General features: G+C 65.7%; 13 protein-coding genes, 3 tRNA genes and 2 pseudogenes. 13 read left to right on the top strand and 5 right to left on the bottom strand.

Annotated elements, in window-relative coordinates; genetic code table 11:
• Positions 1–25: 25 nt before the first annotated feature.
• Together accD and glmM are read left to right on the top strand one after the other, a co-directional pair.
• Positions 26–901, top strand: a complete 876-nt coding sequence (gene accD / locus ACQKDV_RS00835; RefSeq protein ID WP_427781907.1) for an acetyl-CoA carboxylase, carboxyltransferase subunit beta — start codon at positions 26–28, stop codon at positions 899–901.
• The gene (gene glmM, locus ACQKDV_RS00840) at positions 901–2,265 is read left to right on the top strand and encodes a phosphoglucosamine mutase (RefSeq protein WP_427781908.1); all 1,365 of its coding nucleotides are present in this window, start codon (positions 901–903) and stop codon (positions 2,263–2,265) included. The genes accD and glmM overlap by 1 nt, the downstream gene beginning before the upstream one ends.
• 78 nt (positions 2,266–2,343) lie before the next feature.
• Here glmM and ACQKDV_RS00845 read toward each other — a convergent pair whose 3' ends face one another.
• From ACQKDV_RS00845 to ACQKDV_RS00855, 3 genes are read right to left on the bottom strand one after another with little or no spacing between them, the layout of a single operon-like run.
• Positions 2,344–3,201 carry a polysaccharide deacetylase family protein gene (locus tag ACQKDV_RS00845; RefSeq protein WP_427781909.1) on the bottom strand — a complete coding sequence of 286 codons (858 nt, stop codon included), beginning with the start codon at positions 3,199–3,201 and terminating at the stop codon, positions 2,344–2,346.
• Positions 3,194–4,339, bottom strand: a complete 1,146-nt coding sequence (locus ACQKDV_RS00850; protein WP_427781910.1) for a glycosyltransferase family 4 protein — start codon at positions 4,337–4,339, stop codon at positions 3,194–3,196. The genes ACQKDV_RS00845 and ACQKDV_RS00850 overlap by 8 nt, the downstream gene beginning before the upstream one ends.
• A 19-nt stretch (positions 4,340–4,358) precedes the next feature.
• The gene (locus ACQKDV_RS00855; RefSeq protein WP_427781911.1) at positions 4,359–6,242 is read right to left on the bottom strand and encodes a DUF3413 domain-containing protein; all 1,884 of its coding nucleotides are present in this window, start codon (positions 6,240–6,242) and stop codon (positions 4,359–4,361) included.
• Positions 6,243–6,446: 204 nt separating this feature from the next.
• Here ACQKDV_RS00855 and ACQKDV_RS00860 point away from each other — a divergent pair, with 204 nt between their 5' ends.
• The 8 genes and pseudogenes from ACQKDV_RS00860 to rpsI form a co-directional block, all read left to right on the top strand.
• Positions 6,447–7,382 (top strand): isopenicillin N synthase family dioxygenase, encoded by a 936-nt coding sequence (locus ACQKDV_RS00860; protein ID WP_427781912.1) that lies wholly within the window; start codon positions 6,447–6,449, stop codon positions 7,380–7,382.
• Between the two features lie 685 nt (positions 7,383–8,067).
• A complete protein-coding gene (gene tpiA, locus ACQKDV_RS00865) occupies positions 8,068–8,829 on the top strand; it encodes a triose-phosphate isomerase (protein ID WP_427781913.1) in 762 nt (253 codons plus the stop codon).
• Between the two features lie 26 nt (positions 8,830–8,855).
• Positions 8,856–9,293 (top strand): preprotein translocase subunit SecG, encoded by a 438-nt coding sequence (gene secG, locus ACQKDV_RS00870; RefSeq protein WP_427781914.1) that lies wholly within the window; start codon positions 8,856–8,858, stop codon positions 9,291–9,293.
• Between the two features lie 51 nt (positions 9,294–9,344).
• A tRNA-Leu gene (locus tag ACQKDV_RS00875) sits at positions 9,345–9,429 on the top strand.
• A 111-nt stretch (positions 9,430–9,540) separates the two neighbouring features.
• Positions 9,541–9,897: an NADH-quinone oxidoreductase subunit A gene (locus ACQKDV_RS00880; protein ID WP_005414075.1), complete on the top strand. Its 357-nt coding sequence runs from the start codon at positions 9,541–9,543 to the stop codon at positions 9,895–9,897.
• A complete protein-coding gene (locus ACQKDV_RS00885) occupies positions 9,888–10,442 on the top strand; it encodes a NuoB/complex I 20 kDa subunit family protein (RefSeq protein WP_079222612.1) in 555 nt (184 codons plus the stop codon). The genes ACQKDV_RS00880 and ACQKDV_RS00885 overlap by 10 nt, the downstream gene beginning before the upstream one ends.
• 33 nt (positions 10,443–10,475) lie before the next feature.
• A pseudogene (locus tag ACQKDV_RS00890) lies at positions 10,476–10,952 on the top strand (NADH-quinone oxidoreductase subunit C); the annotation flags it as partial.
• Positions 10,948–11,271, top strand: a pseudogene (gene rpsI / locus ACQKDV_RS00895) (30S ribosomal protein S9); the annotation flags it as partial. The pseudogenes ACQKDV_RS00890 and rpsI, both read left to right, overlap by 5 nt.
• A gap of 192 nt (positions 11,272–11,463) precedes the next feature.
• On the opposite strand, the gene ACQKDV_RS00900 reads toward rpsI, so the two are convergent.
• A tRNA-Gln gene (locus ACQKDV_RS00900) sits at positions 11,464–11,538 on the bottom strand.
• 52 nt (positions 11,539–11,590) lie between these two features.
• A tRNA-Met gene (locus tag ACQKDV_RS00905) sits at positions 11,591–11,667 on the bottom strand.
• A 121-nt stretch (positions 11,668–11,788) separates the two neighbouring features.
• Here ACQKDV_RS00905 and ACQKDV_RS00910 point away from each other — a divergent pair.
• The 3 genes from ACQKDV_RS00910 to bfr all read left to right on the top strand — a co-directional run bounded on the left by ACQKDV_RS00910 (position 11,789) and on the right by bfr (position 13,320).
• Complete coding sequence (locus tag ACQKDV_RS00910) at positions 11,789–12,409, top strand: RNA pyrophosphohydrolase (protein ID WP_427781942.1); 621 nt, start codon at positions 11,789–11,791, stop codon at positions 12,407–12,409.
• Positions 12,410–12,517: 108 nt separating this feature from the next.
• Positions 12,518–12,724: a (2Fe-2S)-binding protein gene (locus tag ACQKDV_RS00915; RefSeq protein ID WP_427781915.1), complete on the top strand. Its 207-nt coding sequence runs from the start codon at positions 12,518–12,520 to the stop codon at positions 12,722–12,724.
• A gap of 125 nt (positions 12,725–12,849) precedes the next feature.
• The gene (gene bfr, locus ACQKDV_RS00920; RefSeq protein ID WP_427781916.1) at positions 12,850–13,320 is read left to right on the top strand and encodes a bacterioferritin; all 471 of its coding nucleotides are present in this window, start codon (positions 12,850–12,852) and stop codon (positions 13,318–13,320) included.
• Positions 13,321–13,412 lie beyond the last annotated feature (92 nt).

Consider the following 13,412-nt stretch of genomic DNA (forward strand, 5'->3'; position numbering starts at 1 on the left):
GCCCTGAACGGAAGTGTCCTCCCGCATGAGTTGGCTCAGCAAGTTGATGCCGTCCGGCATCCGCACCGACAACACCCCCAGCAAGAAGCGCAGCGTCCCCGAGGGCCTCTGGGAAAAGTGCAGCAACTGCGGCAGCGCGCTGTACGGCCCCGAGCTGGAAGAGAACCTGGAGGTCTGCCCGAAGTGTGGTCACCACATGGCGATCCGTGCCCGCGCGCGCCTGGCGGCACTGTTCGACGCCGACAGCACCACCGAGATCGGTGCCCGCCTCGGCCCGACCGACCTGCTCAAGTTCAAGGACCAGAAGAAGTACAGCGAGCGTATCAAGATCGCGCAGAAGAACACCGGCGAGTACGACGCGCTGATCGCCATGCGCGGCCTGCTCAAGGGGCGCCCGCTGGTGGCATCGTCCTTCGATTTCGCCTTCATGGGCGGCTCGATGGGCTCGGTCGTCGGCGAGCGGTTCGCCCTGGCGGCTGAAACCGCCGTCGAGATCGGTGCGCCCTATGTATGCTTCTCCGCCAGCGGCGGCGCGCGCATGCAGGAAGGCCTGTTCTCGCTGATGCAGATGGCCAAGACCTCGGCGGCGCTGGGCAAGCTGCGCGAAGCAGGCCTGCCGTACATCTCGGTGCTGACCCACCCGACCACTGGTGGCGTGTCGGCCTCGTTCGCGATGCTGGGCGACATCAACATCGCCGAACCACAGGCGCTGATCGGCTTCGCTGGCCCGCGCGTGATCGAGCAGACCGTGCGCGAGAAGCTGCCCGAAGGTTTCCAGCGTTCCGAGTTCCTGCTGGAACACGGTGCCATCGACCAGATCTGCGACCGTCGTGAAATGCGTGCCCGCCTGTCCGACCTGCTGGCCCTGCTCGGCCGCCAGCCGGCGCCGGAGGTGGCGTGATGGCAGGCCGCAGGTACTTCGGTACTGACGGCATCCGTGGCCGGGTCGGGCAGAGTCCGATCTCGGCCGACTTCGTGCTGCGCCTGGGCAATGCACTGGGCCGCGTGCTGGTCGACCAGCGCGGCCACGACGGACGCCGGCCGATCGTGGTGATCGGCAAGGACACCCGCATTTCCGGCTACATGTTCGAAGCAGCATTGGAAGCCGGGCTGGTGGCCGCCGGTGCCGATGTGCAGCTGCTGGGTCCGATGCCGACCCCGGCGGTGGCCTTCCTGACCCGCAGCCTGGGGGTGGATGCCGGCATTGTCATCAGCGCCTCGCACAATCCGCACTACGACAACGGCATCAAGTTCTTCTCCGCCCAGGGCGAGAAGCTTGACGATGCCACCGAGCTGGCGCTGGAAGCGGCGCTGGACGTGCCGTTCACCACGGCCGAATCGGAGAAGCTGGGCAAGGCCGCGCGCGCGCGCGAAGCGGTCGGCCGCTACATCGAGTTCTGCAAGGCCAGCGTGCCGCGCACCTTCGACCTGCGTGGCGTGCGCGTGGTGCTGGACTGTGCCCACGGTGCGACCTACCAGATCGCGCCGCTGCTGTTCCGTGAGCTGGGTGCCGAGGTGATCGGCATCGGTGCCGAGCCCAACGGCGTCAACATCAACGACGGCGTGGGTTCGACCCACATCGACAACCTGGCGGCCAAGGTGCGCGAAACCGGCGCCCATCTGGGCATTGCCTTCGATGGCGATGGCGACCGCGTGCTGATGGCCGACGACCAGGGCAACCCCGTCGACGGCGATGATCTGCTCTACATCCTGGCGCGCGCATGGCAGGCAGATGGACGCCTGCGCGGTCCGGTGGTCGGCACGCTGATGAGCAACTTCGGCCTGGAAAAGGCCTTGGGCGAGCTGCAGATTCCGTTCGTGCGCAGCAATGTCGGCGACCGTTACGTGCACCAGGCGCTGGTTGAAGGCGGTGGCGTGCTCGGTGGCGAAGCGTCCGGCCATCTGCTGTGCCTGGACCGGGCCACTACCGGCGATGGCATCGTCAGTGCCCTGCAGGTGCTGGTGGCGCTGCGCGACACCGGCCAGACCCTGCGCCAGGCCCTGCAGCCGTTGGCGAAAGTGCCGCAGAAAACGGTCAACGTGCGCCTTGCGGATGTCTCGGCCAAAGCCACGGTGCAGGCCGACAGCGTGCAATCGGCGCTGGCCGCCGCACAGCAGGCGGTGGTGGGGCGCGGTCGCGCGTTCCTGCGCCCGTCCGGCACGGAGCCGGTGGTGCGGGTCACGGTCGAAGCCGACGAGGCCGTGCTGATGCAGGACACGCTGGATCGCCTGTCGGCTGCAGTGAAGGCGGCAGCCTCCGCCTGAGGTGGCTGCGCCGGGTCTGGACGTAAAACGCCCCGGGAGACCGGGGCGTTCTTGTTTTCCGCAGCAAGGGGCGCGTGATCAGGGCCCCGGCACCATCTTCTTCTGGCGGGCCTTGAAGCCGTTGAAGAACGGCGCGATCAGCGGGTTGTAACTCTGCGCGATGCGCTTGCGCAGCCAGCGGGCCGGGCGGTTGCGGATCGCGAACCGGTAGATCCGCTCAGGATCGCCGCCGACCACGTTGCGGCCGAATGGATGGGTGGTATGCAGGTAGCGGAAGCCGTGCTCGCGGGCAACCTCGACATGGTCTTCGTCGAAATCGCCGTAGGGCCAGCACAGGGTATCGGAGACTTCACCCAGCTTGTCCTGCAGCACTTGCCGCGACAGGGCCAGGTCCTGGCTGATGCCGGCGCGGCGCTGTGCACGATCCAGATCGTCCCTGCGCAGCCAGCGGGTATGGGTATGGGTGTGGCAATGCACCTCGAACGTGCCCGCGGCGATTGCTGCGCGCGCCTCACTCCAGCGCATCATCACATCGTCGCTGCGGTCGTTCTCGAAGATCGCCGCTTCGCAGCCGCGATGGTCGGGTGTTGTCGGCAGCGCGGCTCCGGCGATGCCCGCGTGCGGGCGCACCTCACCTTCGCCCATCCAGCCGGTGACCACGAACACCACCGCATGCATGCCGTACTTCTGCAGGATCGGATGCGCGTACACCCAGTTGTCCAGGTAGCCATCATCGAAGGTGATGACGATGGACCTGCGCGGCACCGGCTTGCCGGCCAGGAAGCCGGCGTACTGGTCCAGGGTCAGCGAGGTCCAGCCGTTGTTCGCCAGCCATGCGATCTGGCTTTCGAAGTTTTCCGGCGAGACGGTGATCATCCCCGGCGAGGGGCTGACGTGATGGTGCATCAGCACCGGAACGGTTCGCGCATCAGCCATGTCCCAGCTCCTTCAGCCACTGGCGGTAATAGTGTTCGGTGGTTTCGCCATGCCCGGCCGGGCTGAAGACGTGCGCATTGCGCATCCAGTCCCAGCCGGCACGGCCCATCATCTGCCGGCGCTGCGGGTCCTCCACCAGCAGGCGCAGGGCGGCGGTCAGTGCACCATTGTCGCCCAGCCGGGTGAGGATGGCATTGCTGCCTTCGACCACCATTTCAGGCACGCCGCCAACCCGGGTGGCGACGATCGGCACCGCCACGTACGCGGCCTCCAGGAACACCGTACCGGCGGCCTCCTTGTGCGAGGCCAGCGCAAAGATGTCAAAGCCGGTCATCAGCCGGCAGGCGCCGTCGCGGTAACCAAGCAGGTGCACCTGCCGCTGCAGGCCATGCTCCTCGCGCATCGCCAGCAGGCGCTGCATCATCGCATCGCCGTCGCCGACCACCACCAGGTGCAGGCGTGGGTTGGCCGTGCACAGCGGCGCGATCGCGCGCAGCAGCTCGGCATGGCCCTTCGGCTCGCGCAGCACCGCCACGCAGCCGACCACGATGTCCTCGTCATTGAATCCCAGTTCTGCCCGTACCTCGGCTCGCACGTCCTGCAGGCACTGCCAGGGATCTTCCTTGCGGATGTCGGTCCAGCGCGGCGGTACCGCGATGGGCGGCACGATGCCGATGGTGTCGCTGGCGATGCCGCGCTCGGCCAGCATCTGCTTGACGAAGCGGCTGACGGTGATCACCCGGTGCGGCAGCCCGGTGTAGGTCAGCAGCGAGTTGACCGGGCTCATCAGGTGCCGCGAGCGCACCACCAGCGGGGTGCCGGCCAGGCGCGCACCGGCCGCGGCGATCAGCGTGTCGCGGCGGCTGGTGGTATTGACCACGTCGTAGCGCTCGCGGCGCACCAACCTGGACACCGCCCAGATGCCGCGCAGCAGCCGCACCATGCCACCCATGCGCAGGGTGTGCACGGTGAAGCCATCATCGCGGGCCAGCGTGCCCAGCCGCGCATCGGGCTGGCACAGCAGCGCGACCTCGTGGCCGCGTGCACGCATCACCTGCATGTGGCGAAGGATGTAGATCTCCTGGCCGCCCATTCCTTTGGCGGCTTCGGTGTGGAGAATGCGCAACGGGCGGTTCATGGTGAATCGGTCCTGGAATTCAACGGTTGCGGAAGCGGGTAAGCGCGTCCCATGCGGTACGCAGGCTCGCCGGGTCGGGCGCCTGCTGCGGAAGAGGCAGGTAGTTCTGGTCCAGTGCGGTGGCGTTGCCGAACTTGTCGAACACGTAGATCGCTTCGCCGTGGCGGACCGCGCGCTGCGACCAGCTCTCAACGACCAGCGAGCGCAGACCCTGCGGCACGGCCAGCAGGTCCTGGCCGGTGCTGAAGTCGCCCAGCGCGTTCTCGCAGCCCAGCGCGTGCCGCATCAGCGTCGGCACCCAGTCCTCATGCGAGCTGGTGCGGCTGTCGTGGCCAGCAGCTTCACCCGGCCAGCGCAGCACGAACGGCACCTGCAGCTGGTAGTTGGAGAAGTTGCCGTTGTGGCCCCAGTAGTTGAGCTTGAGGTCGTTGAATTCCTCGGCGTGGTCGCCGGTCACCAGCACGATGGTGTCCTGCTCCAGGCCCTGCGCACGCAGCTGTTCAAGCAGCTGGCCGACCAGGCTGTCGGCGTAGTGCACGGCGGTGTGGTAGCGGTTGAGTTCCGGCGCCGGGTCATGGTCCGGGCCGAACTTGAGGAAGTCGATGTCGGCGGCCATCGGCGTGGCCACCGGCGGGTAGCCGGCCGGCATGTGGTACGGCGCGTGGGTGGAATCGAGGAACACGAAACCAAACCACGGGCGCTGCGCGGCATGGCTGCGGCTGATGTCCTGCTGCAGCGAGGCGACGATGCTCTGGTCACGACCGGATGCATCCAGCTCCGCCGGCCCCTGGTGCAGCTGGTCGCGTACGTCGGCGAAGACGGTGCGGTCGAACTCGGGGCTGTACAGCGGTGCGCTGCCGTACAGATGCAGGTCGTAGCCCTGCTGCTGCAGCACCTTGAACAGCTGCGAGCCTCGCTGTTCATCGAGCATGCTCGGCCAGTAGCCACCGGGCAGGCCGTACAGCAGGCCGAACAGCCCGTAGCGGGTGGCGTTGCCGGTGCTGAAGTGGTGGTCATACACGCGGGCAGAGCCTGCCAGCGCCGAGGTGTTGGGCATCAAGGCAGGCGTCAGGGCATCGTGGCGCAGCGATTCGAGCACCACCATCAGCACGTTCGGGCGGCGATGGCTCTGGCAGCGCAGCGGCTGCAGCGGGTACTGCAGCTGGGCGTGGCGCGGGTCGGGCAGGCCGGCCTGGGGCTGGCTGCGCACACCCAGCCGGCGCATGAAGCTCTTGGCGGTGATCGGCTGTGCCCAGGGCAGGTAGTTCCACTGGCCGATCACGGCGCGCTCGCCGCGTGCATCGTAGTAGGCGGTGGCGACCTGGCCGCCGCCCATCAGCAGGGCGATGGCGGTCCACGCCCGCAGCACGCGGCGGCGGTGCGCAGCCGGTGCCAGCACTTTCCAGCAGGCCCAGGCCAGCAGCGCCTGCGCGGTGAAGATGGCGGCGACCAGGCCGGCCGCCTGCAGCCAGGTTTTCCACGACAGGCTGACCTGGTCCTGCAACGCGCCACCGAACACCATGTTGGCGACCATCGCATTGAGGTGGAACCGGTACAGAGCAAAGACCTTGGCATCGACCAGCAGCAGGCACAGCCACAGGGCCTGCAGCGTGATGGCTGAAAGCGTCAATGTGCGCGTACTCCGCGGCCACACACCGATGGCCAGCGGCAGTGCGCCGGCCAGGGCGCCCAGGGCCAGCAGGTGGCCGGGCAGGGCGATGGCCAGATAGGCCAGGCCGAGCCCGCCGCCGGGGTTGTCGTGCAGCGGCACATTGCCCAGCGTGATCAACAGGGCCAGGACCGCGTTGGCCGCCACAAACAGCGACCACCACGCCAGCCGGTGCCAGCGGGGATCGGTTGCGGAACGCGCGGCAGGGGTGGAAACCGGCAGAACGGTGGACATGGTGCTGGGGGCAGGGGGTGCAGGGAGTGGTGCAGGGCGCGCGCTGCATAGGCGCCCGGATGGGCCGCCTGCGCGCGCGGGTGGCGCAGTGTATCGGTTTGTTTCATTGTATCGGCGGCGTGTCCGGGTCGATATGTCACAATGTTCAGGCTGGCCGGCAGACTGCTGCCGACCCTTTGACCCACCGACAAGCCAGGAACCGCTGTGAGCCAGATCCCGACCCTCGACATCACCCGTTTTGACAGCGACCGCGAGGCCTTTGTGGCCGAGTTGGGCGCGGCCTATCGCCAATGGGGATTCGCGGGCATCCGCAACCACGGCATCCCGCAGGCCGACATCGACGCGGCCTACGATGCCTTCAAAGCCTTCTTCGCCCTGCCCGATGAGGTCAAGCGCAAGTACCACGTGGCCGGCAGCGGTGGCGCGCGCGGCTACACCCCGTTCGGCGTGGAAACCGCCAAGGGCTCCAAGCACTTCGATCTGAAGGAGTTCTGGCACATCGGCCGTGAGATCGCCGATGACTCCAAGTACCGTGACGTGATGGCACCGAACCTGTGGCCGACCGAGGTCGAAGGTTTCCGCGAGCGCGGCTACGGCCTTTACCAGGCGCTGGACAACCTGGGTTCGCGCGTGCTGTCGGCGCTGGCCCTGCATATCGGCCTGCCGGAAGACTTCTTCGCCGACAAGACCAACTTCGGCAATTCGATCCTGCGCCCGATCCACTACCCGCCGATCACCACCGACGACATTCCGAACGTGCGTGCCGGTGCCCATGGCGACATCAATTTCATCACCCTGCTGGTCGGCGCCAGCGCCGCAGGCCTGGAAGTGCAGTCGCATGATGGCCAGTGGGTGCCGTTCACCTCCGACGCCGACACCATCGTGGTCAACATCGGCGACATGCTGCAGCGCCTGACCAACCACGTGTATCCGTCGACCATCCACCGCGTGGTCAACCCCCCGGGCGAACTGGCCCGCCAGCCGCGCTACTCGGTGCCGTTCTTCCTGCACCCGAACCCGGATTTCCTGATCGACGTGCTGCCCTCGTGCATCACCCCGGACAACCCGAGCCGGTACCCGGAGCCGATCACCGCCCATGGCTTCCTCGAGGAACGCCTGCGCGAGATCAAGCTGAAGTAATGAGAAAGCCGCCGAAAGGCGGCTTTCTCATTACGGGTAGCGCCGGGCCGTGCCCGGCGAGCGCAGCGGAGGGTGTTCGGCAGGGCTGCGCCCTGCACCCGCAGAGGCCAAAGCCAAAGCGGCTGTGGGTTTCTGCGTGTTGGGCGGGGCGGTGTGGGCTGGCAGGACACGCCGTAAACCCATCCCTGGGGGCTCGATGGCGCCATCCATGGCGCCAACGGTCCTGCCAGCCTACGCCGCCCCACCCCCGACAATTTCCCGCGGCTGTTGGTAGGTGTCGACTTTGGTCGACACGATCTATCCATGCCATGTGTGGATGGGATCTGTCAGGTCTCGAAGCGGGGGAGGGGCTCTGTTTCTGCTCTTGCTTTTGATCTTCTTTTTTCTTTCCGTGGCGGGCGGAACCGTCGGAATGTGTCAGGGGCCGGGCGGGTGGGGCTGGCGAGGGTATCCGCGGCATGGATGCCGCGGCCAAGCCCCCATGGACGGGTTCACGGCGTCCCTCGCCAGTCCCACCCGCCCGGCCAATCCCACAAATCCCACCGGGCTCTCCGCGACCAACCCCAAACCCCGCCACGAGGGGCTGCGCCGTTGGCTGAAAATCCATGTAACCGCTTACAAGGAAACGGGTTTTTGCCGTAACGGGTATCATGGGCGGCTGATTTCACACAGGAGCCACCCGCTCATGCGCCGCAAGATCGTCGCCGGAAACTGGAAGCTGCATGGCAGCCGTCAATTCGCCACTGACCTGTTGGGGCAGGTGGCCGCCGGCCTGCCGCTGGACGGGGTGGACCTGGTGATCCTGCCGCCGCTGCCGTACCTGGGCGAGCTGGTCGAAGATTTCGGCGAGACCGGGTTGCTGTTCGGCGCCCAGGACGTCAGCAGCAACGAGAAGGGCGCCTACACCGGCGAGGTCTGTGCGGCCATGCTGCACGAGGTCGGTGCCCGTTACGGCCTGGTCGGCCACTCCGAGCGCCGCCAGTACCATAATGAAAGCAGTGAACTGGTCGCCCGCAAGTTCGCTGCGGCCATGCACGCCGGCCTGGTGCCGGTGCTGTGCGTGGGCGAGACCCTTGAGCAGCGCGAGGCGGGGCAGACCGAGGCGGTCATCGCCAGCCAGCTGGCCCCGGTGCTGGCCCTGGTCGGTGCCGCCGGCTTCACCAATGCCGTGGTCGCCTACGAGCCGGTCTGGGCCATCGGCACCGGCAGGACCGCCAGCAAGGAACAGGCCCAGCAGGTCCACGCGTTCATCCGTGGCGAAGTGGCGCGCATCGATGCTAGAATCGCTGATTCACTGCCCATTCTTTACGGCGGCAGCGTGAAGCCCGACAATGCCGGGGAACTGTTCGCGCAGCCGGATGTCGATGGTGGGCTGGTCGGTGGCGCCTCCCTGGTGGCCGCGGACTTCCTGGCCATCGCGCAGGCGGCGGTCGCGAACCAATCCTAGAAGTATTGTCCGAGGGCGGATTCCCAATGCTGATGTTGATCCTCAATGTCGTCTACGTGCTCGTGGCCGTGTCCATGATCGCGCTCATCCTGATGCAGCGTGGTTCGGGTGCGGCGGCTGGTTCGGGCTTCGGCGCTGGCGCCTCGGGCACCGTGTTCGGCGCGCGTGGCGCGTCCAACTTCCTGTCCAAGTCGACCAAGTGGTTGGCCGTCGTGTTCTTCGGCATCAGCCTCTTCATGGCCTGGTATGCCGGCCACGGCAGCCGCCCGGCGGCCGACCAGGACCTGGGCCTGATGTCCGCCCCGGCGGCCAGCGTTCCGGCCGCTCCGGCAGGTGAACTCCCGGCCGTTCCGAAGGCCGATGCGGTCCCGGCAGCCCCGGTTCCGGCTGCGACTGTGCCGGCTCAGGCGGAATCTTCGGTTTCTGGTGAAGAAAAGCCGTCGGAAGGCTCCCAGAAAGACTGAAGACGGTTACAATATGCGGCGCATCGGGTGGTATGACTGATGTGATCGTTTGCCCAGGTGGCGGAATTGGTAGACGCACTACCTTGAGGTGGTAGCGACTTAGGTCGTAGGGGTTCGAGTCCCCTCTTGGGCACCATTTGTAAGTAAAGCGGGTTCGCTTGGCGCGCAAGGCGCCAGATGGATTCCCGTCCACTCCCCCATGCCAAAGCGCCTGCAGGCGCAGCGGCAGAGGCAAGAGAGAATCGCTGTGCTGGCCGAATATTTGCCGTCTCTGCTGTTTCTGATCGTTGCCACCGGTATCGGCATCACGCTGATGCTGGTTGGTCGATTCCTCGGTCCCCGCCGCCCCGATCTGGAAAAGCTCTCGCCGTACGAGTGCGGCTTCGAGGCCTTCGAAGACGCGCGCATGAAGTTCGACGTGCGCTACTACCTGATCGCGATCCAGTTCATCGTCTTCGACCTGGAAATCATCTTCATCGTGCCGTGGACCCAGGTCTTCATGGAACTGGGCGCCCGTTCGCTCGTCACCATGGGCCTGTTCGTCGGCATGCTGTTCCTCGGTTTCATTTACGTCTGGAAGAAGGGAGCGCTGGAATGGGAGTGATTCAGACTCTCGATGGCCTCATGAACAACCCGGTCCCGGAAGGGCGGGTTGATGACATCCTGCGGCCGGAAGGCGACAACCCGCTGCTGGAAAAGGGTTTTGTCACCACCAGCGTCGACGCACTGCTGAACTGGGCGCGCACCGGTTCCATGTGGCCGATGACCTTCGGCCTGGCCTGCTGTGCGGTGGAGATGATGCACGCTGGCGCCGCGCGCCTGGACCTTGACCGCTACGGTGTGGTGTTCCGCCCGTCACCGCGTCAGTCCGACGTGATGATCGTGGCCGGCACCCTGGTCAACAAGATGGCCCCGGCGCTTCGCAAGGTCTACGACCAGATGCCGGATCCGAAGTGGGTCATCTCGATGGGCAGCTGCGCCAACGGCGGCGGCTACTACCATTACTCCTATTCTGTCGTGCGCGGCTGTGATCGCGTGGTGCCCGTGGACGTCTACGTCCCCGGCTGCCCGCCGACCGCCGAGGCGCTGGTGTACGGGATCCTGCAGCTGCAGAAGAAGATCTGGCGTACACAGACCATCGCCCGCTGACCCTTCCACACTACAAGAGCGCGCCAAGCCCCCATGGCAGAGCAAGCATCCTTCATCGACCGACTGTCCGCACGTTTCGCTGGTGCGAAGGTCATCGTGGTCGAACCCCGCGGCGAAGTGACGCTGGAGGTGCCTGCCGCCGAGTGGCATGCCACCGCGCTGGCGCTGCGTGACGAGTTTGGTTTCGAGCAGGCCGTGGATCTCTGCGGCGTCGACTACCTTGGCTATGGCTCCGACGAATGGGACACCGCTGATGTGTCCTCGCAGGGCTTCAGCCGTGGCGTCGAAGGCAAGGCCCAGGGCCGTTTCGCGTGGGGCGAGTTCCCCACCGAGGAAAACGGTGCCGACGGCGCGAGCCCGCAGCACATGCCGACCCAGCGTTTCGCCGTGGTCGCCCAGCTGCGCTCCTACCAGCACAACCTGATGTTGCACCTGCGCTGCTTTGCCCCTGACGAAGCACTGCCGGTGGTGTCCTCGCTGACCGGCATCTGGCCGGGCCTGAACTGGTTCGGGCAACATCACCGTCAATGGCCGTCCGCTGGACGAGTTCTTCGGTCGTGAGACTGCGCGCATGATCGTGCGCCAGCCGCTCGAGCTGACCAAGAACACCGAAAGCTTCGACATCCTGGTCACCGCCGCTGGCGGCGGCACCACCGGCCAGGCCGGTGCGATCCGTCTGGGCATCGCCCGTGCACTGGTCGAGTACGACGAAACCCTGAAGTCCGAGCTGCGCAAGGCTGGCTTCATGACCCGTGACGCCCGTGAAGTCGAGCGTAAGAAGGTCGGTCTGCACAAGGCCCGTCGCGCCACCCAGTTCTCCAAGCGCTGATTTACCACGCCTGGTTGGGCTCCTTCGGGAGCCCGCTGGTTGGAAACGCAAAAGCCCGGCTTCGGCCGGGCTTTTGTCGTTCTGGGATCATGCGTCTACGGGTTGCCGGCCAGCGGCCGGCACTACCGTTGGTGCGACCAGATCAAAAACAAAAAAGCCAGATCTTTCGATCTGGCTTTTTTGTTTTTAATTTGGCTGCCCCGGATGGATTCGAACCACCGAATGCCTGAGTCAGAGTCAGGTGCCTTACCGCTTGGCGACGGGGCAATGTAACGTGTAACTATTTTCTCACTTTTCACGCTGAAAAACAACTTCAACATGGTGGCTATGGGTGGACTCGAACCACCGACCCCAGCATTATGAGTGCTGTGCTCTAACCGGCTGAGCTACATAGCCTTGGTGAGCCCGCTATTCTGCTCATATGTATCGGGGCTGTCAACACTTTTGTGCCGAGCTTGTGGGCCGACAGACGGCATGGGATAGTCCTGACCAGTAGATTTTCTTGGGAGTCCGCATCGTGATCGATCCGGACGGCTATCGACCGAACGTCGGCATCGTGCTGAAGCGGCAGGACGGGCAGGTGTTCTGGGCACGACGCGTGCGCCGGGATGGCTGGCAGTTCCCGCAGGGTGGGATGAACACCGACGAGACCCCGGTCGAGGCCATGTATCGTGAACTGCAGGAAGAGACCGGCCTGCTGCCCGAGCACGTAGAAGTGCTCGGGGCGACACCGGGCTGGCTGCGCTACAAGCTGCCGGCCCGCGCCATCCGCCGTAACGAGCGGCAGGTCTGCATCGGCCAGAAGCAGGTCTGGTTCCTGCTACGTCTCACCGGCGATGAATCGCATGTGCGGCTGGACCATACCGACTCGCCCGAGTTCGACAACTGGCGCTGGGTTGATTTCTGGTATCCGGTCGAACATGTGGTGATGTTCAAGCGCGGGGTCTATGCGCGCGCGTTGCGCCATCTGGCACCGCTGGCACGCGGGGTGGCCGGGCAGGGTGTGACGGCCATGCCCAAGAGCGCAGCCGAAGCTTGGATGCCCGGCCATACGGCCGGCCACGACCGCCCGCGCAAGCGTCCGCGTAGCCGCGGCTATTGGCCGCGCAAGGCGCAGGGCGACACGCCCTCCAGCTGAGGGGATGAACGCTAGCGAGAATGGTTCAGGTCTCTGATTGACAACCATTCTCGTTTCGATTGGAATGGGCATCAGGCCGCTTCTGGCCTGTCAGCTTGGTTCCCGCCTGTGTACGTCTGCATCTGCAACGGAGTCACCGACCACCAGATCCGCGAGGCGGCCAGCACTGGCGTCACCACGGTGGGCGAGCTGACCATGCGCACCGGTTGCGGCGCTACCTGCGGTTCCTGCCTGGACATGGCCGGCGATCTGCTGGCCAAGGCCATGGCCACCCACGACCTGCCGCTGCCGGTGCTTGGCCTGCAGGCGGCCTGAGGCACGCCCACGCGGAACCTGCCGCAACCGGGGCGGCCGTACAGGCCAATGAACACGATTCGCGTTCCTTCACGGGCCGGCCAAAGCCGGTAGAGTGCGCCCGTCAACACGCACGGGAGCCAGCCATGAAAGGCGACGCCAAGGTCATCGAATTCCTCAACAAGGTCCTCTTCAACGAGCTGACCGCGATCAACCAGTACTTCCTGCACGCCAAGATGTTCAAGAACTGGGGCATCAAGGAACTGGCCGAGTACGAGTACAAGGAATCGATCCATGCGATGAAGCGCGCCGACGCGCTGTCCGACCGCATCCTGTTCCTTGAAGGCCTGCCGAACTTCCAGGCGCTGGGCAAGCTGCGCATCGGCGAGAACCCGCCGGAGATGCTGCAGTGTGATCTGTCGCTGGAGCAGGATGGCGTGGTGGTGCTGCGCAACGCCGTGGCGTACGCCGATTCGGTGGGTGACTACGTGAGCCGCTCGTTGTTCACCAGCATCCTGGATGCCGAGGAAGAGCACATCGACTGGCTGGAAACCCAGCTGGATCTGGTCGAGCGCATCGGTGAGCCGAAGTACGTGCTGAGCAAGCTGGAAGACTGATTCAACCGCGCTGCGCCGCACGTGTTCGCATGTAGAGTCGAGCCATGCTCGACTGCCTTTCCCACAGCAGTCGAGCATGGCTCGACTCTACA

It is taken from the genome of Stenotrophomonas sp. NPDC077659 (assembly GCF_050268705.1).
Classification (GTDB): Bacteria; Pseudomonadota; Gammaproteobacteria; order Xanthomonadales; family Xanthomonadaceae; genus Stenotrophomonas.

What these genes read in the sequence shown, in the direction of transcription:
- accD (WP_427781907.1), top strand. Translation starts at nt 26, where the DNA reads ATGAGTTGGCTCAGCAAGTTGATGCCGTCCGGCATCCGCACCGACAAC.
- glmM (WP_427781908.1), top strand. Translation starts at nt 901, where the DNA reads ATGGCAGGCCGCAGGTACTTCGGTACTGACGGCATCCGTGGCCGGGTC.
- ACQKDV_RS00845 (WP_427781909.1), bottom strand. Translation starts at nt 3,201, where the DNA reads ATGGCTGATGCGCGAACCGTTCCGGTGCTGATGCACCATCACGTCAGC.
- ACQKDV_RS00850 (WP_427781910.1), bottom strand. Translation starts at nt 4,339, where the DNA reads ATGAACCGCCCGTTGCGCATTCTCCACACCGAAGCCGCCAAAGGAATG.
- ACQKDV_RS00855 (WP_427781911.1), bottom strand. Translation starts at nt 6,242, where the DNA reads ATGTCCACCGTTCTGCCGGTTTCCACCCCTGCCGCGCGTTCCGCAACC.
- tpiA (WP_427781913.1), top strand. Translation starts at nt 8,068, where the DNA reads ATGCGCCGCAAGATCGTCGCCGGAAACTGGAAGCTGCATGGCAGCCGT.
- secG (WP_427781914.1), top strand. Translation starts at nt 8,856, where the DNA reads ATGCTGATGTTGATCCTCAATGTCGTCTACGTGCTCGTGGCCGTGTCC.
- ACQKDV_RS00885 (WP_079222612.1), top strand. Translation starts at nt 9,888, where the DNA reads ATGGGAGTGATTCAGACTCTCGATGGCCTCATGAACAACCCGGTCCCG.
- bfr (WP_427781916.1), top strand. Translation starts at nt 12,850, where the DNA reads ATGAAAGGCGACGCCAAGGTCATCGAATTCCTCAACAAGGTCCTCTTC.